Annotated in this window: 14 protein-coding genes and 1 pseudogene; 3 read left to right on the top strand and 12 right to left on the bottom strand. The window is 69.8% G+C overall.

Going from position 1 to position 21,466, the window contains the following annotated elements; all coding sequences use genetic code 11:
- Positions 1 to 505 precede the first annotated feature (505 nt).
- The gene (locus ACSMX9_RS15035; RefSeq protein WP_445402803.1) at positions 506 to 1,789 is read left to right on the top strand and encodes a hypothetical protein; all 1,284 of its coding nucleotides are present in this window, start codon (positions 506 to 508) and stop codon (positions 1,787 to 1,789) included.
- Here ACSMX9_RS15035 and ACSMX9_RS15030 read toward each other — a convergent pair.
- From ACSMX9_RS15030 to ACSMX9_RS14975, 12 genes and pseudogenes are all read right to left on the bottom strand, one after another.
- Positions 1,719 to 2,562 (bottom strand): annotated as a pseudogene (locus ACSMX9_RS15030) (PE-PGRS family protein). The gene ACSMX9_RS15035 and the pseudogene ACSMX9_RS15030 overlap by 71 nt on opposite strands.
- Positions 2,563 to 2,731: 169 nt before the next feature.
- Positions 2,732 to 5,548: an RNaseH domain-containing protein gene (locus ACSMX9_RS15025; protein ID WP_445402802.1), complete on the bottom strand. Its 2,817-nt coding sequence runs from the start codon at positions 5,546 to 5,548 to the stop codon at positions 2,732 to 2,734.
- Between the two features lie 15 nt (positions 5,549 to 5,563).
- Positions 5,564 to 8,875, bottom strand: a complete 3,312-nt coding sequence (locus ACSMX9_RS15020) for a hypothetical protein (RefSeq protein ID WP_445402801.1) — start codon at positions 8,873 to 8,875, stop codon at positions 5,564 to 5,566.
- Positions 8,872 to 10,119 (bottom strand): restriction endonuclease-related protein, encoded by a 1,248-nt coding sequence (locus ACSMX9_RS15015; RefSeq protein WP_445402800.1) that lies wholly within the window; start codon positions 10,117 to 10,119, stop codon positions 8,872 to 8,874. The genes ACSMX9_RS15020 and ACSMX9_RS15015 overlap by 4 nt, the downstream gene beginning before the upstream one ends.
- A gap of 60 nt (positions 10,120 to 10,179) precedes the next feature.
- A complete protein-coding gene (locus ACSMX9_RS15010; protein ID WP_445402799.1) occupies positions 10,180 to 11,442 on the bottom strand; it encodes a helix-turn-helix domain-containing protein in 1,263 nt (420 codons plus the stop codon).
- 429 nt (positions 11,443 to 11,871) lie between these two features.
- Complete coding sequence (locus ACSMX9_RS15005) at positions 11,872 to 12,627, bottom strand: hypothetical protein (RefSeq protein WP_445402798.1); 756 nt, start codon at positions 12,625 to 12,627, stop codon at positions 11,872 to 11,874.
- A gap of 108 nt (positions 12,628 to 12,735) precedes the next feature.
- Positions 12,736 to 13,977, bottom strand: coding sequence for a hypothetical protein (locus tag ACSMX9_RS15000; RefSeq protein WP_445402797.1), 1,242 nt, complete (start codon positions 13,975 to 13,977; stop codon positions 12,736 to 12,738).
- Complete coding sequence (locus ACSMX9_RS14995) at positions 13,974 to 15,935, bottom strand: hypothetical protein (protein WP_445402796.1); 1,962 nt, start codon at positions 15,933 to 15,935, stop codon at positions 13,974 to 13,976. The genes ACSMX9_RS15000 and ACSMX9_RS14995 overlap by 4 nt, the downstream gene beginning before the upstream one ends.
- On the bottom strand, positions 15,932 to 16,732 hold the full coding sequence (locus tag ACSMX9_RS14990) for a toll/interleukin-1 receptor domain-containing protein (RefSeq protein WP_445402795.1): 801 nt from the start codon (positions 16,730 to 16,732) through the stop codon (positions 15,932 to 15,934). Before ACSMX9_RS14990 ends, ACSMX9_RS14995 begins: the two co-directional genes overlap by 4 nt.
- 156 nt (positions 16,733 to 16,888) lie before the next feature.
- Positions 16,889 to 18,106, bottom strand: coding sequence for a helix-turn-helix domain-containing protein (locus ACSMX9_RS14985; protein ID WP_445402794.1), 1,218 nt, complete (start codon positions 18,104 to 18,106; stop codon positions 16,889 to 16,891).
- A gap of 194 nt (positions 18,107 to 18,300) precedes the next feature.
- Positions 18,301 to 18,873 (bottom strand): HAAS signaling domain-containing protein, encoded by a 573-nt coding sequence (locus ACSMX9_RS14980; RefSeq protein WP_351248955.1) that lies wholly within the window; start codon positions 18,871 to 18,873, stop codon positions 18,301 to 18,303.
- Positions 18,870 to 19,241: a PadR family transcriptional regulator gene (locus ACSMX9_RS14975; RefSeq protein ID WP_351248953.1), complete on the bottom strand. Its 372-nt coding sequence runs from the start codon at positions 19,239 to 19,241 to the stop codon at positions 18,870 to 18,872. Before ACSMX9_RS14975 ends, ACSMX9_RS14980 begins: the two co-directional genes overlap by 4 nt.
- 220 nt (positions 19,242 to 19,461) lie before the next feature.
- Between ACSMX9_RS14975 and ACSMX9_RS14970 the strand changes: the two genes are divergently transcribed.
- Positions 19,462 to 20,790: a hypothetical protein gene (locus ACSMX9_RS14970; protein ID WP_445402793.1), complete on the top strand. Its 1,329-nt coding sequence runs from the start codon at positions 19,462 to 19,464 to the stop codon at positions 20,788 to 20,790.
- Positions 20,791 to 20,920: 130 nt separating this feature from the next.
- Positions 20,921 to 21,406, top strand: coding sequence for a DUF7144 family membrane protein (locus ACSMX9_RS14965; protein WP_445402792.1), 486 nt, complete (start codon positions 20,921 to 20,923; stop codon positions 21,404 to 21,406).
- Positions 21,407 to 21,466 lie beyond the last annotated feature (60 nt).

Genomic DNA, 21,466 nt, shown 5'->3' with positions numbered 1-21,466 from the left:
CCCCCAGAAGGCGCAGTCGGAAGTTCACGTCGTGGATTTGCTCGGCAGGCGGAGGCGGGAACATCGCCATTCTGCTTGTAGGCGCTCGACGGGACCGGTACGACGGTCACCATGTACCGATGGTCGCCGCTCAACGATCGACAGCTGGCCTTGCTCACCCGCATCGGAGAGGGAACGGATCCCGTCACCTCGGCGAGCCCGGAACTTGCCCACACCGCCCGTGCCCTCAAGGGTCGGGGCCTCATCACCATGCCCAAGCATGGTGGGAAGTGGCAGGCGGAGATCACCGACGACGGTCGCTTCTACCTGGAACACGGCCACCACCCGGACCGGCCCGAGCCGGCCCCGCGCAAGCAACGACCGGCAACCGCCGAGCCGACACCGGAGGCTGCGGCACCTCCCCGTCGGGGCGACGCCCCCACCCGAGGCGAAGCCGGCGCCGGCACGCCCGGCGAAGCCGCCACGGCAGTCGCCAGCGGAAATCGGCGCGGCTTTGATCGCGGAGGTGCAGAAGGCCGGTCGGTTTCTTCGGATCCCGGACCCGAGCGACGGGGAGCGGGCCCGCTATCGCCGGGCGTTCGACGCCGCGCGGCAGTGTGCGCCGGAGGGCTACCACCTGAAGTACAGCGGGCGGGCGAAGGGAGACTTCTTCCTCGGCCTGCTCCGGGTGACAGGCGAGGATGATACCGAGTGGAACCGGATCCGCCTGGCCCGCAGCCGAGTGATCATCGACATCGAGGACGTAATCACGGCGGTCACCGCAGACCACAGCGCCTTCGAGATCTCAGACGAAGTACTCCCACGAGTGCTCTCCCTCGTTCGGCTCCTCGCCGAGCAGGCCCGGGCGCTGCACGGCGACATCGCGGTGTCGAAGAAGCGCAGGCAGCCGAGGCCGCTGCTCAAGGTCCACAGCAGGACATACGAGATCAGCTTCAAGGAACGGCAGAAGCAGGTCCGGTACGTGCCCACGCAGCCGGGCCGGCGGACGTACGACTGGCAGCGAGTCACCCCTGCGCACCGGTTCGAGCCATCCGGCGAGCTGGAACTGCACGTGAGCCAAGGCTCTGGGTACGGCTGGAAGAAGGAATGGGCCGACAGCGCAAAGAAGCCGTTGGAGGACCAGATCGACGCCGTCCTCCGAGCCCTGAAGGCCCACGCGGAGCAAGTGGAGCAGGCCAGGCTGGCGTGGGAGGCGGAACAGCGGCGGCAGCGTGAGGAGCGGGAACGGCAGGAGGAGGAACGCCGCCGACGGGAGGCCGCGGAGCAAGAGGAGCGCCGCCGCCAGGCGGCGGAGAAGAAGGAGCGTACGCAGCGAGAGTGGGAAGCGGCGCTCAGCGTCGCGACGATCAAGGCAGTGGATGCCGTACGGGTCGACCGGTTCGGCACCGCCCTGGCGCAGTGGCGGGCCGCGGCGGAGATGCGGGCTTTCTGCGCCACGCTCGATGAGGCCGCCTCCACCTCGGACGACGCCCACGAAGCCGGACGACTGCGTGAGTGGTCAGCGTGGGGGAGGACGGAGGCCGACCAGATCGACCCGACCGTGGCCGGCAGGATCCTGACCGCCCACAGCCTCCACGCGGAACCCACGGGCGACCAGCTACGGCCCTTCCTCGACGGATGGCATCCGCAGCGGCCGGAGAAAGAGAAGCCACCGAAGACGGAAGAGCCCAAGGCGGAAGCCGAACCGCCCAAGCCGGAACCTGAGCGGTGGCGCGGCTTCACCGACGAACGTCTGGACCAAGGCTGGAGACATGGACCCCGAGGTCGCGCTCAATGGTGGAGGCGATGACACCGTGCCCGCGGTCACGTAGGGCCTTCACCGATTTCTCCACGAGCTTCCCGAGCCGGACGACCTCGTCCCGCAGGGGCAACCAGCTCGTCGTAGCGCTCGGCCTTGTCCTGGCCACACCACTCACGAACGGTCCGCAGAACGGCCGCTTCCGCGTCCAGCTTGCGGTCGTCCCGGCGGCTGTAGGAGTACCAGGAGGACTGCGTGCGCTCCTGATCGATGGCCTGCTGCCTGCGGTCCACCTCCGGAAGGATGTCGTCGGCGAGACGGCCAGCCACCTGGTGCGCGATGCGCTCGGTGACCGGCCACCCAGCCAGACACAGGCCGTCACGGTTCTCGTAGACCATCGGATCGCCTCGCAGCTCCGCGAGATCCATGCCGACAAGGGGAGCGCTGCCGTCGAGACTGCCCATCTCCAGGATCCCTGCGTCCGCGACACTGCGCCGCAGCCGCAGCTTGTTCTTCGGGCGGACGAACCCGAGGATCAACCGTGCAGCCTCGAAGTCGGCACTCCCCCGCACGTGCCGCGACGCCTCGGCCAGAGCGAGCTCGCTCGCGTCGTCCGCACGAAACGCCTCGACCTCCTCCCAGCGCGCCACAAGGGAAGTCGTGTCGACCCACTCCTGCAGTCCGGCGTCGTCACCGTCGAGAAACCGCACGTGGAGCCAATCAGCCCGGCCACGACCGCCTACCCGTACGACCCCGACCCGCCGAACCGGGCCGCCCAGCTCCTTCGGCCTCGCTCGGTAGGCCCAGTGCTCACCCATCTCCATGGGTCCATTGAGCCAGGTCTGTTGATCCCGTCGCCCCGTGATTGCGAAACCAGCTGATGGAACTGAGCACTCCATGAGGTTCCTTCAGAGGCGATGGCCCACGCCCATTGCCTCGGGGATAGATAGAGCGAACTGTTCCATCCCCTCACCAGTTCACGGCGTCGCTGCTCTACACGGTTGTTTCCGCTTCTTCGCCTTCGTCCCCACTTCCTGGCTCCGCATCAGCCACCTCGCGCCGGTACTGCGGGTGGTCGAGGTCCATTTGCCGTGCCGCATGCAGCGGCACCGGGTAACGGGAGCGGTCGGACCAGAAGAGGGTCTGGTGGCACAGGCGTGCGGTCATGGCCGACAGCGCCTCACGTGCCTCGTCGGAGGGTCCCCCGATGGGGAGGATCTCGGTGGCGGTCATGGCGTAGAAATTCTGCGGCATCTCGCCTTTGCGGCGCTTCGACCGGTCCTCTGACTGCACAGATTTCTCCGCTTCCCACCGGGTGCGCTTGGAGCCCAGTCGGCCGGCGCCGCTGCCGTCGTAGGCGCGAGGCACGTTGCACAGCAGCCACACCGGGGTTCCGAAGTCCGTAGCGACTTCGAAGAGCAGCGTCGAGGTGTCCTTCTCGACCGGCTCGGCACCTTCCTTCTTGCCCAGGTGGGTAACGCTGACGGGCTGTGGCACCTCCTCGTCTTCCGTGTTGAGACGGATGACGGCCAGCGGGGCGTCCTGGCCGAGCCGTGCCCCAGGGAGCTGGTATCGGCTGCTCTTACCATCAGTTCCTGCCTGCCCGAGATGTTCACCGAGGCGTACGTTCTGCAGGCCCTCCCACATGCGTCGCGCAGATTGTGCATCCACTGTGACCGTGTAGGGCACGCCGTCCAGTTCGTCGGCAAGGTCGCCCAAGGCGCGTTCCACCATGTCGGCAGCGCCGTCCCACTTCTGCCGATAGCTCGTAGTCTCTGCGGAGGGTTCGGGATACGGGTGGGTGTGGAAGGCGTTCTGAGCCGAACGATACGGCCGCCATACCGGGGCCGCGGAGCTCCAGCCGAGCAGGGACCATGCTCCCTGCGAGGACTGTGGTGGGACCAGCGCGGTGGCCGTAACGACGATCTTCGGCTCGCCCTTCTCGCCGTAGCGCCGATTCTGCTGTCGCACATGCACGCCGACATGCGCCAGCCGGTCGACCGGGAACGAACTCTTGCTCTGAAGGGCGTTAGAGATCCGCTCGTCGATGACACCGAGCGAGCGGTACAGGTCGAGGAGCGCCATCTGTGCCGCGTGGTCCTCGCTGTTCGGCTCGATGACGCCTTCCTTCCCGCGGCCCTTCAGGTACTGCGACGGGACGTCGAGGCGGGCCATGACGGCCTTGGTCTGCGGTTTGGCGTCCAGATCGTCCAGGTCGCGAGCGTCGATACCAGGGAAGTCGTCGGCGTGCGGAATTTCGGTCTCACACCATGCGCCGACCAGGACTCCGTCGCGAGACCTGAGTGAGGCACCAACGGCCCCCAGTGCTTCTGCCCGGTCCCGCCCGCGACCTGGTCGCAAGAAGTCCGGCACGTAGTGGAAGGCGGCGGTGATGCGTCCCTGGTAGAGGTCGAGCTCGACGCCTTCTTGGGTGTCCAGGCCGGCGGGGCTGAGTCCGAACGCGTGGCAGAACGTCTGCAGCATGCGCTGCCGGGTCTCATCCCGGTACCAGAGGCAAGCGATGCGGAGCTTCTTGAAGCCGGCCTCGTCGACGGAGGCACAGAGCGACTCTGCTGACGGAAAGAGGCTGCCCCGTGAGAGCAGCGGCTCCTTGCTGCCGGTCAGCTCGCGCTCCTCCTTCCGGCGCTTGTACTCCTGGGCCGAGACCTTCTCAGGGTCGGTGGGGCGTCGCGGCAGGGTCATCGTGGACTGGCGCATGGATAGGCGCTGGGCATCATCGCCGAAGGCCGCGTCTGCGTGGGCGCGTAGGAGCCGCAGGTGGTGCATGCCGACGCCGGTTCCGATGGGGTGTTGGTAGTTCTTCGCTGGGATAGGCCAGATCTGGCCGGGGTGTTCGCGGGGGAACTGAAGCCTCTCTTTGAAGGCCCTGGCCTGTTCGCGAAGTTTCTGCTCCTGCTGGGAACGCTTCGCGATGGACTGCAGAATCGAGTAGTCCATCTCCAACCGGCCGAGTGCTTCCAGGGTCTGCCGCGGGATCGTCTTCATTCCACCCCGCCCGTTGAGCTTGACCTCCAGGATGGGGTGACCCTCACCGGGCTGGACGGCAAGTGCCGTGGAGCTGAAGATCAGCGAGGACGAAATACGAGAGACGCGCGCATCCAGGAGCAACACAGGGTGTTGCACGTTCGGCAGCGTCTTCAGCCGCACCGCCGTGCGGCACACGGCGTAGCGACCGCCGCCCTCGTTCTCCCAAGGGTCGTCCAACGCAACCAGGCCGCCGGTCGTGTCGGGACGCAGCATGATCTCTCGACCGTTGGAGAGCTGGAAGGGAACGGCTGCGAGACGCTCCGCGAGCCCCCAACCCGCGCTTTGGTAAAGCCAGTTCGGGGCGTCCGGCTGTTCTCCGTCGGCCCCTGCCAGGTGCTCCTTCAGCGCGAATTCCCGCTCGGGAGTCCGCGCGATGCGCCGTGCGAGCTCGGGTGGTTGCCGCAGGTCGATCGTCTCGACCGGCTGGCCGAGGGCGAGGCCGTGGGTCAGGGCGAAGGCTTTGGACAGGAGATTGCTGTCGATCGGCTGTCGGGACACCAGGAACGGCGCCGGACCGTAGGGCTCGAAGTGCACGTACCCACCGGTGATCACTTGGAGCACGGTCGTGGCGATGCTGTATGGCGCCTGGGCCTCTTCCTTGCCGAAGCGCTTCCTGCACTGGTTGGTGAAGGTGCCCCACAGCTTGGCCGTCTCCGTGTCCAGCCGGCGCAGGTGAACCGTCGCGTCCCCCACCAGAGCGGGAGTGCAGCGGTAGGCCAGTGCGTGCAGGTACTTGCCCGGCTCGAGGTTCTGGTCGTTCACTCTTCTCTTCTCATTTCAGTGGGTGAGGTTCGGTTCGATGCCCGCGTAGGAGAGGAAGGCGTTCAGGGCTTCCCCGTACAGGTCGTTCATCTGTCGCTTCACCGCTGGCGGCCACTGCTCGTGGATGCGGCGCAGCACGGTTTCCAGGTCGGAGCTCCAGGTGTCCTCGTGAAAGGCGTAGTCGACCAGGTGCAGGACGGCCTCGGTGCCGCCCCGGCGTGCCCGTCCGGCCAGCTGGATCAGGTCGACGACGACACCCGCGACGACCTCCTCCTGGAGCGACTTCGGCATGGAGGTGAACTGGGGTGTCGCGCGCAGGATCAGTTCGAGCCGCTGCCACGCGGCGGCGCGTGCTTCCTTCAGCGCGTCGTCGGGGTCGGCGGCGCCGCCCTCTGGGAGTGCGTGCAGCCCGGCAGCGTTGACGCTGGCGTACATCTCCGCGGGTTCGGCGAACAATGCCAAAGGTCGGACGCAGAGGTAGACCGAGCGCACGGCGGAGCGGATACCGACGACGATGTTCAGACCGCGGGCGATGAGGGCCAAGGGGACGACCAGGACGTTGCCGTGCGCGGGGAAGTCCTCGAACTGCTCGGCCGTGAGGCGAGTGGCGATGTTCTCCCGAGGCAGGTCGGGGTCAGGGTTGTGCCGGTCGCCGTCCCGCACGGCCACGCAGAGCCCTTCGCGGTAGGTGCCGGCCTGAGCGATGCCTCGGGCTAGCCAGGCACACTGCTGGTAGGAGTTGGCCACGACCAGGACGTGCGCGCGGTCCTTGTCTTTGGCACGCTGCCGCTCCAGCTCCCGGTGGATGTACTGGTCGTACAGCTCCGTGCCGAGCTCGATCAAGGCGCCCTTCTTGCGGCTGGGGTGCTGGCCCGAAATCTTGATCGGCTCGCCGTACATGGGGTGTCCCTCGCCGTACTCGATCCGGTGGCGCCGAGCGCGGATCGAACGGGCCTGGGCATCGGTCATCCACCAGCGCACGGGCGCGTGGACGTGCTCGCGCACCGCCTGAGGAAAGTACGCCGTGGCGGACAACCCCATGACGGGACGCTCGACCCCGGCCAGGCACAGTGAGACGACGCGGCCCAGTTCGGCGGTGAAGGTGTGCGGGTCGCCCGCGATGCTCTGCGCAACGAGCTCGGCCTCGCTCTCCCGCTTGTCCAGGCCGGTTACCCGATATCCCGTGATCGAGCGCCCCAACAGGCCGAGCGGGAGGACGGCCGAGACGGCGCTCGGACTGAGCGTCTCCGCGATCCGCTGCGCGGAGCGAAGCCCGGAGGGGCGGTAATGCTGTACGCAGGCGCGCAGTTCGGAGAGTGCTTCGTCCAACTCTGTCATGGTCGCCCGAGTGACGAGCAAGTTGACTGCCTGGGCACGCTGATGCGGGCCCTTCATCCGTGACTCCAGCAGCCGGTGCAGATCGAGCTTCACGGCGTCGAGCAGCTGCTGGCCGCGCGGAGCCACCAACGCCTCCAGAGCGCGGCGCACCTCATCCCATCCCACCTCCGTCGGATCGGTCTCCGTGGCGCGTGGCTGCAGGTAGCGGGCGGGCATGAGGTCCTGGAGGCGCCGAGCAAGGTCGGCTGGAAGATCCGCCTCCCCGGAGGTGGCCAGGTCCGGCCAGAGCAGACGGATCAGCTGCCGGTCACGGCCGCGGGCCAGGTGCCAGCGCAGCCCGGTACGGTCCGGCACGCGGTTCCTCGCGCGCTCGTCATCCCTGACGTCCAGGCGCAGCGCGTTGCTGCATACGGCGAGCAGCAGGAACTCCGCCATCAGCCGTACCTGGCCGACCGACGGAAGCAGGTTGGCCTCGGCCGAAATCGGCAGCCGCTTCGCATCCGTGTCCATCTCCTGCGGGGCCGCCGTCCAGTGCCTCCGCGAGTGAAGGACGACCTCGCCGGCACATTGGTCCACTGCCCTCGACTGGAACTGGTCGACTTCGTCGACAAGGACTGCATGACAGGTGCGCAGCGCGAATTCGGCAACACTCACCCCCTGGACGGGACGCCCGTCCAGGTTCACGCCGATCCGCAGGTTGCCCTTGAGGAAGGCGAAGTGGTTCGTCACAACCACGTGGGCCGAGCAGGCTTCGTACACGGGGGCGAACTTGCCGCACGTGGGAATCCAGGGGCAGGCGGACGCGCCCAATTCCTGCCGGTACAGAGACAGGCAGGGCTCCCGCCCAGGCGGGTAGTCGGCGTTGGACTCCAGCAGTGGTTGCTGGGCGCACCCGTAGGAGAGCGGGTCCACGTCCCGTTCGCCGTTCTCGCCCCACTCTCCCGGTGTCTGCGGGTCCTCGTCGATGAGCCGGGCCAGCTTGTGCGCACGGTCGTGCATGCCCGATGACGACATCAGGTGCGCACAGCCGGTCTCGTGCTTGATGACGTCGAGATCCTGCAGGACGCGCAGATCGGACTGGATCCTGCGGGTGATGGCCAGGCCCGCCTTGATGTCGGGCAGCACTATGGCCACCCGGTGGTCCTGCTGGGCGAACCATGCGGCCAGGACGCGCACCAAGACGCTCTTGCCCGTCCCGGTCGGCGCGTGGAAGATCTCCAGTCCCCCAGCCGTCATGCGCAGCGCTTCCTGCGGGCTGATGGAGTCGGAGGTCTGCAGGACGGAGAACAGGCCCTTGAGGACCGCATGGAGATAGCGCTTCTCCTCCGGCTCACGGCTCTCGATCTGCGCGGCCAGTTCGAGCAGCTCGTCCGTAGGAATACGGAGGTCGTCCAGCGGGGACGCGGTGTCGACATGGGGCAGCCGGTCATGGCCGAATGCCTCGGTGAAGCCGGGATAGGTGGGGATCGTCAGCTGGCCATGCACTTGGCCGACGCCCTGCACGCTGATCTCCCCCGTTTTCCAGAATCCGGGGCCGGCGAACTCGGGGGGCTTCGGCCGCGCACTGGGCCGCCGGTACCGGGCAATCTGTCGATCGACGTAAGCCAGCAGGTCACCGCCGACCCGCGGAACGGCTGCCTCGGCGGTGAGCGGGTCTCCGCCCGCCGGTTCGAAGGTGAGCAGCTTCTGGGGCTCACCAGGGTCCTCGTCACCGAGATCCGTGAGCAGTGCCCGGGCGGCGGGGGTGAAGTTCCGTAGGTCGCCGAACTTGCCGGGAGCGTTGCGGTACACGTCGACGATGCGTCCGCGTTCTTCGCTCGTCAACTCCGGCCACCGGTCCCAGGCCCGGAATTGCCCGGACAGCAGGAAGGCCGCCTTCCGGAAGGGGGCAGCGGGTGCATCGCTGTCCTCAGACGTCTCGGGGAAGTAGTGGGCGGCCAGTGCGAGGGAGGCGCACAGCGTCGTCTGTTCCACGGAAGGCTCGCTCACGTCCAGGCCACCCCCGAACGCTCGCAGACCATCGCGCCGAACTCGGACGCCGTGGCTACGTTCAGCCCGTACTTCTTCCCCACTCCGGACAGCAGGTGCACCTGAGTAGCGCGGTGGTCTGGAATGACCAGCCACTCCGCTCCCCCGCTGTCGCCTTCCTGCGCGTGGATCAGCTGCGCAAGCGCGGTGCCCGAGGTGTAGTCCTTCACGTCGACGCGCAGTTGCTCCTTCTTCCTCGTCCGCTTACGCCCGACGTGCACGCACAGGTCGTAGGCGTCCAGGGCGGGCCAGAGATCCACTTTCAGGCCGCGTTCGACCAGCCGGTCCCGCAGTGCCAGCTCCGGCAGTCCGGGGATGCAGGTGTACCGCCACACGCCCCGCACTAGGGCCTTGTGCCCCTCAACAGGTCTTGCCTCCGGGACGTACTCCACGTCGGGCCAGAGCACTGCTTCCCGGTCGTCCGGAGGTGGCGGGGGCGGTCCCGGCAGTAGTTCGGGCGGCACGATCCCCTCGACGGGGCGGAAGCGGTAGGTGGCACCCATCTGCTGGTGCGGCTCGTGCCAGCAGTCGACCACGCCGACCTGCTGACCCGCTTCGCGGCGCAGAGCGACGCGCATCGGCCACCGACACACGGGGCACGCGAACCACCAGCCCCGGTACCTCGAGGCATAGGGGATGTCCTTGTACAGGTCCACGACCAGCGGAGGCAGCCGCAGCTCGCTCAGTTCGCTCACCGGTCCCGCCGGGTAGCGGATCAGATCGGTACGTCCGCTCTCGTAGACCTTCTGGTTGCCCGCCTTACACAGCTGGGCGAAGGCCGTTTCTTGCGCGACCTCGTCGTCCAAGTCCTGCCCGCTGAGCAGGCCAGCGCCCCGGCCTCTCTTTTGCAGGATGCGGAGCACCAGGCGCTGCTCTGCGGCGATGTCAAAGGCGTCCTCCGTGACGTGCCCGTCGGTATCGACCACGCATAGTTCGTCGACGTCCCACCCAGGGACGCCTTCGGGCAGGAGCTGGGAGGGGTCACCACGCACTTGGCGTCGAAAGTCGGCAAAGGACAGCTCGCTGCCTGGGCCCCGCGCGGCGAGCAGCTCTCCGTGACACTCCATCAAGACCCTGAGACGGTGGGAGGGCGACTTGTCGGGGGCCGTCATCGCGTTGGCAGCACGCAGCACCGAGCGCGCCACCAGGGACTTCACCCATAGCTCGTCGACCGACCGAACATCATTGTTCGTCGCGTTCGTCATGAGCCCAGAGGGTAAGAGACGCCACTGACAATTCGCCTGGCCTCGTATGGAACTGAAGGATTATGAGGGTTCGTCAGCGAGCGTCGCGATACCTGTGGTATCGACTCGCGGATAGCGTCGGCGGTACTCCTCCAGGTACTCAGCTGCGTGTCGCAAGCCCACCGGGGTCAGCTTCCACCGGTAGCCAGTGACGTGACTCCCGCCGTCCGCGAGTACCGGCACCTCGTCGATGAATCCCCGGCTCGGCCGCCCCGCGGACCTGTTCTTGTAGCCAACGCCCAGGTAGAACGGAGCCCTCCCAGACAGCGCGTCACGTTCCAGCCCGTCCGGGCCTGCCCCAGCCACCCGGGCCATGACGCCCCACAGCCACTCGGACAACAGCGGCATGTCCGGCTGCTGCTCCGCGGGCTCGCCCAGTCCGGCGCGCGCGGCGGCCCTGCCTCGCCTCGTCAGCTCCACTCGAACGCGAGTCACCTCGCCAGCTACCGGATGCTGCACCACGTCAGTACTGGTCACCAGCAGTCCTCGGCGTTCCAAGGCATGCACTGTCGCACCGACTCCGGGGTCGTGAACTCCACTACGTCGCAACCGTTCCTGGAGCCGCGTATAGCCCACGAGGTGCGCTGGTACACGAAGAGCCAGAGGAAGCTTGCGCCACTCCGCTGGGCGTGGCGCGGGCAGATGATGCGTCCGGCGCATCCACATCTCTGTCTCCGTCATACACTCGTCCCGTAAGACCTCACCGAGGTAGACCCGCTGCCGCTCGTTCAAAGACTCCCAGGCAGCATCGGCGGAGCCGCTCGCCCCTTCCTGAGCCCGCCTCCTCGGGTGCACCGGCGCCGGCTCGTCAGGGCGGGTACGCATCCAGGCATCCACAACCATGCGCACGGGCACACCATAAATTTTGGCCAACGCGGCAGGGAGCCGTCCCACCACATCACCGTCGCGCCAATTCCGGCCGAGCACGGGTCGCCCCTGCTCCAAGGCAGAGAGCCTCGGAGCCGACAGATAGAGGTCACGCCCGACGGCCGTCCGACGTAGCAGCTCCACCACCTGGTCGAGCGTCAGGCCAGCACCGAACCGCAGGTCGACGAGCCGTTCGTCTCCACGGCGGACCCCAGTGAGCTCCTCCGCATCGCAGCGGAGCGCCGCAGCCATCTTCTGCAACCGCTGCGGGGTCGGCGTGTGGCGTCCGTTCTCATAGAAGAACACCATGCGCGTAGACACCCCGATCCGCCGCGCAAGTTCCGCCTTCGACAGCCCGGCCTGCTCCCGCAGCGCCACAAGGTGACCGGGGGCTATCACGCGTACGGGCAATGGCATGCCTCAATAGAACTGCAATGAAGACTTCATGGCAATGCACTCTTACCAGGCCGACGGCAGACAAATGTTCTGGACGGTCATGGAGGTCCGCCAACTGCTCGGCAGCAGGATGCCGCGAGGGCACCACGCATCTGGAGGACTCCGATCACTCCAGCGAGATCGCCCAGGTCGCGTCCGTGGCGTCCGTGCAGTTCAAAGCTGAGCAAAGCCAGCCTGCTACCAGGCTCAGTGCAGCGCTTAGTGGTCTCAGTTCTGGTCTCATTCACCACCGTCCAGGCCCGTCCGGACGGGTCCACCCCGAACGCTCCGCCGCAGGTCAGGACGGGTACGGCCCGCGCCGGACCCCCGTACGAACATTTGGAAAGCGGGTTGGGGGGCAACCCTCACGAGTTCGAATCTCGCATCCTCCGCCAGTGCCTCACCGGGAACTCACGTCGAAGGGCCCCACCGCTTGCGGCGGGGCCCTTCGACGTGAGTGGTTGCAGTTCCCGGGAACGGCAGAGCTCTCCTTCGCGCGTTCGTACCGCGCCGCCCGTCGTAGGACGGCGGGCTCGACACCTCTTCCACTCTCGCGAGCGGCTGGAATCCGTCCGTAGCGGTGTCTCGTGGGCACCTGCTTCCGCGCTGCAGCCGCGCCCTCACCGTCAGTGGCGACGAGAGGGCGCAGAAGGCCCGTGAGGCTGCGTCCCGAGGGGCGGCCGGAGTGGGTCCGCTGCTGCCGAGTCCGACGCCTGTCGGATCGTCAGGTGGGTGAGGTCGGTGCCCGGCGGGCGGGAGGTGCCGAAGTGGCGGTGCTCCACCTGGACCTGGTTGCCGTGGAGCAGGGTGGCCGCTTCGGTGAGCCGGGGGGGCGAGCACCGCCTCGTAGCCGGTGGTGAAGAGGATCGTGGGGCGGGTGGCGGAGGTGTGGAGCAGGGTCAGCCGCTGTTCGAAGGTGTCGCGCCGGGGACGGGCGTGGTCGACCGGCTGGCACAGCCCGAGGACGAGGTGGCGGTAGCCCGGTGGGGCGTCCGCCCGTTCCTCGACCACCCGCAGGCCGGGCAACGCCCGCAGGCGTGCCGTCAGTTCGTCCCGTCGGGGGTGCCGCGCCCGACCGGTGGCCCGGGCGGGTGCGGCGCCCCCGGTGTGCGCGAACCCCGCGGCGGCGGCTCCGGTCAGTAGGCCTCGCCGTGTCCAGGTCCCCATGCGTCCCCCTGCGCTGCCGGGCCCGTTCGGCGCCGGCAGCTCCAGTCAAGCCGGGGACGGGGGGGCGGTGTCGGGCGGGGGTCACCAGGCGCCACTCGCCCGTGGACGTCATTCGGACGCACGGTCCTGGCCGTTCTGGAACCAGAGGTCAGCCGCCGGGCGGGCGCCGGTGTCGTGGGTGGTGTTCCGGTCCTCGGCCGGGTGCGTTCCCCCGACCGCGTCCCGGGCTCCCTCGTCCGGTACCCCCCATGCGGTCGGAGGCTCGTCGCCCCCGGGCTGCGCCGCCGTCGCACCGTGATCACCGGTCGGCGGTCCCGCGGCCCTGCCGAAGACGTGATCGGCCGTCTCCGGACCGCCGGGTGCCCTCCGCATCCGGGCGAGGCGGTACGCGAAGGCGGCGCGCTCGTCGTCGCCTTGGGGGAACTCCATCTCGCCCAGCATGCTCGCCATGCGCTCGTGCCCGGCGTCCGCGGCGCCTCCTCGGGGAGCGGCCCCGTCCGGAGGTTCCGGATGTTCGAAGCCTCCGCTCGGCTCGCTCGCGAAGGACGACGGCTCCGGGTCGAGGATTTCCCGGTACCGCTCGGGGATCTCCTGGTCGTTCGCGACGGCCGAGAGGCACGTCAACGGTCCGATCATCGCCATCGCCCGCTCCGTCTCCTCCTCGTGCCGGGACAGCCACCACACCACGGCGCTTCCCGGGGACTTCAGGACCTCCGATCCGAGGTACTCACGGCGCTCGCGTTCCTCCTCCCGCTGGAGGTCTCGCAGACTCCTGTTCTTCCGGAGCTCCTCCAACTCGGCGAGCCGCGTCCGGTCGGCGTGCCTCAGGTCGATCCGCACCTGGGTGGCGTAGGCGACCACCGTTCCCGAGTCGTCGAGTGCGGGCATCCCGAGCACTCCTGCGAGCCAGTGGCCGAGGAACTCGCCCCGGTCGGGGTGCTCCGCGCGGGTGTGCTGCTCCGCCCGGCTCAGGAGGGCTGCCACCGCCATGGCCGGGAGGTCGCCCCGCGGGGTGGCGGCACGGGCCGGATTGGGCTGCCAGCGGACCACCGCCGAGAACAGGAACGGATACCCGTCCACCGCGCTGTGCACCTGGACGTCGGACACGACCGTTTCCAGGAACGGGGGCTCGGTCGGTGGGACGAAGTCGTCCTCGTACCCTTCCGGTTGCGCCGCCGTCAGGACGCGTTCCCCGAGGTCCGGCACCAGGAAGGCGAGCAGGAGTACCGCCGCCACCACCGCGGGGAGGGCGTACCACGACCAACCCGGCCAGTCCAGCAGGGCCACGATGACGAGCGTACCGACGATGGGTCCGATGGACAGCCAACTCCGCAGGGTGCGGGGGCTCATGCGTACTCCCTTGTCCATGGTGGGCCGGGTGTGGTGGAGGGCTCCTCCGCCACACCGAGCACCCGGTCGATTTCCTGACAGAACCGTTCCGCGACCCGTGCCCGTGCCGCTGCCGGCGGGTCCGCTCCGGGTCGTGGTGCGGACGGAGTTCCTTCCCAGGCGCACGCCGTCGCGTAGAGGGCGTGCAACAGGGAGCGGTCGCCGCCGGTCGCCAGGAGGACCCCGCGGGTGACCAGGTCCTCCGGGTGAGCTCCCACGACCAGTGCGGTGAGCCAGTCGGACAACAGGGGGGCCCACTCCCTGCTCGTCCTGGTGAGCAGGACCGCCCGCCAGGCCAGGACGAACTGCTGGGGCGGCAGCCCCATGCGGAGCCCTTGGGGATCCAGCAGTCCCAGCAGGATCTCGACCGCGGGGTCCGAGAGCGGCTGCTTGACGAGTCGGTCCGTCAGCCGCACGAAGACCTGTGCGTCGTTCCGGGCGATGTCGAGCAGCGCGCTTCGGGCGGCAGCGCCTTCCGGCCCCTGTTGGCGGAGCGCGAGGTGGCGCAGCCGGACCGCGGCCTGTTCCGGATGGGTCGCGGCGATGACCTGCTGACAGACGTCGGTCAGGACGCGCGCCAGGTCGGGAGGGATGCTGCCCGCCGCCCACACCCGTACCCGTTCGCGGAACCGGGCACCGTACCGTTCGTGGCTGAGTCCCTGCTCCAGGGCCGCGGCGGCTTCGGCCCGGAATCGACGTCCCGGCCCCCGGGTCCAGGTCTCCACGAGGGTGCACAGGTCGTCCGGCCGTCCTGCGGCGAGGGCTTCCTCCGCGAACCGCCCCACCAGGTTCATCCGGTCCTCGGCCGTCAGCTCCCGCAGCTGGACGCATCCGGCCGTCCAACTGCGGAAGGCGTCCCGCAGATCGGGGAAGTTCTCCCAGAAGTGCCGTCGCACCGCGCCGTCGTACGCGAGGCGGGCGAACCTCACCCGACCGTCGAGGTCGCGTTCCACCGACAGTTTCTCGAACCGTTCGCTCAGGTCCGCCCGGTCGAGGCCGCGGTCGTCGTCCTCGATCTCCAGGGTCTCCAGCAGGAGTCGACCGGCGCTCTGCACCACCTCGGCGGAGCCTCCGCTGAACATGGCGGTGCTCAGCAGCAACGCCCGCTGCCCGGCGCCGCGGCGCTCGCGCAGTTGCGCCGCGACCTCGCCCGCCCGGTCCGTCGCGGCCTTGACCGCCTCCTCCAACCATCGTGCGAAGGAGGCCCCGTACCGACCGCTGTCACGGATGTCCACCACCCGTGCGGCGAGCCGGCCCAGCTCGTGCAGGGGGGCGGCCTCGAACATGTGGCGCAGTTTCACGTCGTCCAGCAGGTCCGGCTCGATCTCGATGCCGTTCGCCTTCAGGCACCTACAGAAGACGGCACGGCCCGAGGGCCGTTCCAGACGGACGACCAGCGGCGCCAGGTCCGGCCGGAGCATCCACTCCGACCCGGACGGGAGGACGACCGCCATCCGGGCGTGGAGGCGCTCGACCTCGGATCGGTAGCGCATCAGGACGTCCTGCGCGGACGCGATGTCGGTGTCCGCGACGTCGGAAAGGTCCAGGAGGTAGCGCCCTCCGGCCAGTACACCCGGCGCCTCCTCGTCCCCGGTCGAGGGCAGGTCCTCGACCGGGGCGGTGACGCCCCGGACCTCCTCCAGCAGCATGGTGGCGGCCGTGCGTCTGCCGGTACCGGGAGAACCGGACAGCAGGACCACCGCGCCGGGTTCGGCCAGGTGCCCGGCGGCACGTGTGTATCCGCCCGGCCGCACGAAACTGCGGGCCAGTCTCCGTCGGTGCTCGCGGACGATGGTCAGCCGGGTCCGTCCCGCCCTGACCAGACGCTCGTTCTCGCCCACCATCCAGATGTACTGGTTCCCGCTGCCCGTGTGGACCGGGCCCCGGGGGTCGTTGACCGTCGCGTTCGGGCCGCTCACCGTTCCCCGGCCGCGTGGGGGGCCTCGCGCTCCGACTGCTGGGACACCGTTCCGTGGTTGTCCGCGACGTAGTTGACGGCCTGCCGGTCACCGGAGATCCGGGGGCCGAGGTGCTGCTCGTGAGCCTGGTACAGGTGGCCGCTCCCGGTGTGCACGGGACCTTGGGGTTCGCTGACGAACGTCCCCAGGTCGCCGTTGAGGTTCCCGATACCGCCCCGCTGACGGTGCTTGATCACCCCGGCCCGCATGCGGGCGGGTCGACCGTCCACCGGTTCCGTCCTCGGCTCCTCGACGGGGGTCGCGCCGCCCTGCGGCACGCGCGGTGCCGGCAGCGCGTCGGGCACGAGCCGGGTGAGGTCGTCGATCAGCCGTGAGAGGTCGGCCGTGGTGTCGCGGTGCTTGAGCCTGAGGTACTGGCATTCGGCCAACAGGCCCAGTTCGGGGGGAAGGTCCTCGCCCCGGAGGCGGGCGCTCTCGCCCACCAGCAGGGGCAGGATGACGGCTCCGGTCTCGTGTGCTTCCAGGATCTCCCTGCGGGTCCAGTCCTCGGGTTCCTCCAGGGCGGGGCGACCGTCGTCGGAGCGCGCCTCCAGCCACTTCGGCCCGATCACCGCCAGCAGCACCTTGCACCGCCGGGCCGCGGTGAGGAGTTCCTGGGGGAACCGGTGGCCGGATCCGATCGACTTGCTGGCGAAGAAGACGTTGTCGTCCCCGAACACCCGGGACAGTTCACGTTGTACGAGTCCCGCGGTGATCTCCGCGTCACCCGTGCGGTAGTTGACGAAGATTTTGGGCATGGCGCTTTCCTTCGGTGGATGGAACGGTGTGGGTAGGAACCCGGGGAGCGGGTTCGGTCCGGACGGGGTGAGGCCCCTCCGGTCAGGACACGGAGCGAGCGGGCACACCCGTCACGAGGGGTACGGGCGTGCCCCGGACGGTGCGACGGGCAGGGCTCAGCGGCCGGAACCCAGCGCGTGCGCCAGGGAAGGGCGCAACTCGCGTACCGCGGGATGGGACCGGAACCGCCCCAGTTCCCGGTCCAGTCGGCGTACGTCCGCCCGGATCGTCGCCGAGGGCGCCTGTTCGACGAGTCCGAGCAGCTCTCGGGCCTGTTGACAGGACCGTTCGACCTCTCCGGAGGCGGCGTGCGCGAGTGCTCCGCGGAGCCCGTAGCGGGCCCGGGTCCGCACCGCGTGCCGCGGGAGGCGGGCGCACTCCTTCTCGAACACCGCTGCTGCCTGCCGGTGCCGCCCCAGGTCGTACAGGCACCAACCGGTCACCATGGCGACGGGGTCCGGGAGGTTGCTGGGGCCGAGTACGGGTGCCCCGTCCACCGTGTCGTCATCGACGAGCAACCCGCGTGCCCGGTCGAGAGCTCGGAGGCACGCCTTCTCGTCTCCGGCCAGTGCGTGGCCCTGCGCCTCTCGTTGGGCCGCCAATCCACGGACCCGGGGCGGGGCAGCGCTCCGCTGGGCCCTCTCGGCGAGGGCGATCGTCTCCTGGGCCCGTCCGTCGTAGAAGGTGACGAGCGCCTGCCGGACCAAGGCGTAGTCCTTCAGGTGTCGGTCACCACCCGCCTGCGCGAGTTCGACGGCCTCCGCGGTCCACTCCAGCGCACCCCGGGCGTCTCCGGCCTCCTGTGCCATCCACCCCGTGAACTCCGCGGAACGCGCCGCGAGGAGGAGGAGTTCGGCACGGTCACGGCCCGTGGTGTGGGCGGCCAGGGTGGTGAGGGCGACCGTCTGGGCACGGAGCGGGGGGATCACGGTGACGGGGTCGTTGTTCTGGCCCAGCCTGCGCATGTGGTCGAGTTGGTCCCGGAACACGTGGGCCGGGGGCACGGTGCCTCCCGGAGGCAGGGGCGCCCCTTCCGCGACCAACAGGGTTCCCAGGAAGGAACCGACGCCCGTGGCGAGCACGTCCCGTCTGGCTCGGCGCGGCCTGCCGGGTGACTTCCCCGGTGGGCCGACCAGCCCGGCGAGCCTGCCACCCGTCTCGAAGAGCGCGTCACAAGCACGTGCGAGCGGCATGCTGGGCTTCTTGTCGCCGCGTTCCACCTTACTGAGATGACCTTTGCTGTAGTTCACCTCACGGCAAACATCATCCAGCGTCATGCCGGCACTCTGCCGCAGGCGACGCAATTCAGCACCGAAACGTAGATCTGCTTCCACCGACCTCTCCTCCCAAGGTGAGCAAGGCAGTTACGTCATCAGGTCCGGCCGGGACTGACGCCGAGTCTGGCATGCCTCAGGGGGATTTCGCTGGGCTGAACGGAAGTTTCCTGTTTCCTCCTTTTCCTCAGCAAAGGAAAGGGAGGCCGAACGCCAACGCGTCCCGCCTCCCTCCCCGACCCTCAGTCCGCCCCTCAGCCCGCCCGCGCGCCCGCCTGGCGCCACAGGTACACGCTGGTCAGGGTCGGGATGGTCAGCCAGACGATCAGGCTGAGCAGGATCTCCACCGGGCCGATCCGGCCCGCGGCCAGCAGTCCGAAGCCGAGGAGGAGCAGCGGGGTGGCGAGGACGCCGGCGGTGCCGATGCCCTTGGCGCGGTTCTCCCACTCGGGGGCGCGCCACAGCAGGACGAGGCCGACGAGCAGGGCGAGGGTGCCGACCTGGGGGCTGAGCGCGACGAGGGCGCCGGTGAGGGAGAGCAGGCACAGCAGGCCCTTGGTGTGGCGGGTGGGGACGGGCCGGGCGGGGGCGGGGGGCTCTTCGGCGAGCGCCGCGGTGACGATGGTGCGCGGGTCGCCCAGTTCGTCGAGGACCCGGCGCACGTCGGCGTCGGAGGCGGTGCGGGCGAGGGAGGCGGTGATGTGTTCGCCGAGGTCGGCGAGGAGTTCCTCGCGGCGGAGCGCGGAGAGCACGGCGGATTCCTGGCGCAGGGTGTCCAGGTAGGCGCGGACCAGCGGGTGGTCGAGCGTGACGGGCGTGGTGGTCATGCGTGGGTCCCCCCAGAGCTCAGGAAGTGGTCGACGGCGTCGCGGAACGGGGGCCAGCTCGCGGCGAACTCCGCGAGGGCGGACCGTCCGGTCGGGGTCAGGGTGTAGTAGCGGCGTGCGGGGCCGCTGGGCGATTCGCGGAGGAAGGTGTCCACCAGCTGCTCGCGGCGCAGCCGGGACAGCAGCGGGTAGATGGTGCCCTGGCTGGTGGTCATGACCCGTACCGCGGCGAGCCCTTCGAGGAGTTCGACTCCGTAGCGGGGGCCGTCCCGCAGTTGGGCGAGGACGCAGTACTCCAGGACGCCCTTGCGCAGTTGGCTGACCACCTTCCCTTCGGCCGCTGTCGTGCTTGCCTCACCTTGTTCCATGCATTGCAAGGTACCTGGCACGGGAAGGGGAGGCAAGGGACCTCGGCCCTCCCCCGCGCCCTGTGACAGGACCGTGAAGGTCGGGTCTCACCCGGTCGCACCGGCCGGGGTCGCGGGCCGTCGCGCGGTACCCGAGCCTGGCCGGACCGGGGCGGAGCGGGCCGGGAGCCGGTGGCGTCCACGCCCGGCCCGTCGCACCGCACGTTCGAGGAGGGCGCCCGTGGCCAGTGACGGGGAGGTCGGGCCCGTGCGCGACGACGGAGCCGGCGGCGAACTCGCGGCGCTGCGGGAGCGGGTGGCCGCCCTGGAGGAGGAGCGGGAACGGACCGGGCACCACCGGGTCCGCGCCTCCCTCGCCGCACTGCTGATCGCCCTCGGCTGCGTCCTCGCCCCGCTGTCCGTCCTCGCGTCCTGGGCCTCTGACGAGGTCGGGAACACCGACCGGTACGTGGCGACGGTCGCCCCGCTGGCCGACGACCCTCAGGTGCAGGAGGCGGCGGCCGACCGGGTCACCGCCGCGCTGATGACCCGGCTCGACCTGCCCGCGCTGCTGTCCGGGGTCGCACCGGCGGACCGGCCGCGGCTGGCCCGGGCGCTCGGCGAGGCGGGCGGGGCGCTGGAGGGCGCCGTGCGCGGTTTCGTGCACGACCGGGCCCTGGACGTGGCGCGGTCGGACGCCTTCCGGCAGCTGTGGACGGAGGCGAACCGGCGGGCGCACGACGCCGTCGACAGGGCGCTGACCGGCAGCGGCGGCGGTGCCGTGCAGCTGACCGACGACACGGTGACCGTCGACCTCGGGCCGGTGGTGGAGCGGGTGAAGCAACGGCTGGTCGACGACGGGCTCACCGTCGCCGGGCGGATTCCCGAGGTGCACACCGAGCTGACCGTGGCGCGGGGCGAGCAGCTCGGTGAGGTGCGGGTCTGGTTCCGGGTGCTCCAGGTGCTCGGCAACTGGCTGCCGGTGGTGGCGGCGGTGCTGGTCGCCGGCGGGGTGCTGGTGGCCCGGCGGCGCCGGCGCGCCCTGGTCGTCGGTGCGCTCGGGGTGGCGGGTGCGGTGGCTCTGCTGGGCGTCGGGCTGACCGTCTTCCGCGCCGTGTACCTGGACGCGCTGCCGGCCGGGGTGTCGCAGGGCGCCGCCGGGTCGGTGTACGACGCCCTGGTGCGGTTCCTGCGGGCGTCGGTGCGGGTGGTGGGGGCCCTGGGGGTGGTGGTCGCGTTCGCCGCCTGGGTCACCGGGGGCGGGCGGCGGGCCCGGGCGGTGCGGGAGGTGTGGGCGGACGGCATCGGCGCGCTCCGGGGGCTCGCCGACCGGGCCGGGTTCCGGACCGGTCCGGTGGGCCCCTGGGCGGGGCGGTACCGGGCGGCGCTCGGGTGGGGGCTGGTGGCCGCGGCGGCGCTGGCCCTGGTGCTGTGGTCGTGGCCGACGCCCGGGGTGCTGGTGGGGCTGGGCCTGGGGTTGGTGTGCGCGCTCGCCGTGGTGACCTTCGTGGCGGAGCCGGCGCCGACCCCCGGACCGGAGGAGGGGCCGGCCCCGCCACCGCTCGGCTGAGCCCGGCCGGTCCGGCCGGCGTCACCCGGACGGAGTCACCCGTGTGGCCGTGCGCACCGGATCGGATCACGGTGGAAGGCGAGATTCCGTTGCGGTGGCCGCAGGCCGCCGTGGAGACGAAAGGGTTCCCATGAGCGACGAGACGCCCCCTCCGGCGGGGCAAGCGGGCACCCCTCAGGGTGCCGGGGGCACCCCGTGGAACCACGGACGCGCCCCCGCGCCCGACCCGCGCGGCGGATGGGTCGCGGGCGGAGTGCTGTTCGCCGGAGTGCTCCTGCTGTGCAACGGCGTCCTGGCGATCCTTCAGGGCATCTCCGCGATCGCCGAGGACGAGGTGTACGAGCGGGTCGGCTCGTACGTGTACGAGATCAACCTCACCGGCTGGGGCTGGCTGCTGCTGATCCTCGGCGTCATCGCCGTGTTCACCGGCTGGGGGCTGCTCAGCAACGCCAACTGGGCCCGGATCACCGGCATCGTGCTGGCCTCGCTCAGCCTGATCGCCCAGTTCCTCTTCCTGCCCTACTACCCGATCTGGGCGATCATCGTCATCGCCATCGACATCTTCGTCATCTGGGCCCTGGTCGCCGACCGCCCGGGCACCACCCTGCTGCCCTGACGCCCGTCCCCCGGGCGCGTCGAGCACGGACCCCGGCGGTGCGCATCGACCGATCGGCCG

It is taken from the genome of Streptomyces sp. LE64, from assembly GCF_052606915.1.
Note: the sequence above shows the minus strand (reverse complement) of the source record. Positions and strands in the feature narration are given on the sequence as shown.

Bases quoted from the DNA above. Each gene is read 5' to 3' on its own strand.
- ACSMX9_RS15010 (WP_445402799.1), bottom strand. From the start codon at position 11,442: ATGCCATTGCCCGTACGCGTGATAGCCCCCGGTCACCTTGTGGCGCTG.
- ACSMX9_RS15005 (WP_445402798.1), bottom strand. From the start codon at position 12,627: ATGGGGACCTGGACACGGCGAGGCCTACTGACCGGAGCCGCCGCCGCG.
- ACSMX9_RS15000 (WP_445402797.1), bottom strand. From the start codon at position 13,977: ATGAGCCCCCGCACCCTGCGGAGTTGGCTGTCCATCGGACCCATCGTC.
- ACSMX9_RS15015 (WP_445402800.1), bottom strand. From the start codon at position 10,119: ATGACGAACGCGACGAACAATGATGTTCGGTCGGTCGACGAGCTATGG.
- ACSMX9_RS14975 (WP_351248953.1), bottom strand. From the start codon at position 19,241: ATGGAACAAGGTGAGGCAAGCACGACAGCGGCCGAAGGGAAGGTGGTC.
- ACSMX9_RS14990 (WP_445402795.1), bottom strand. From the start codon at position 16,732: ATGCCCAAAATCTTCGTCAACTACCGCACGGGTGACGCGGAGATCACC.
- ACSMX9_RS14965 (WP_445402792.1), top strand. From the start codon at position 20,921: ATGAGCGACGAGACGCCCCCTCCGGCGGGGCAAGCGGGCACCCCTCAG.
- ACSMX9_RS14980 (WP_351248955.1), bottom strand. From the start codon at position 18,873: ATGACCACCACGCCCGTCACGCTCGACCACCCGCTGGTCCGCGCCTAC.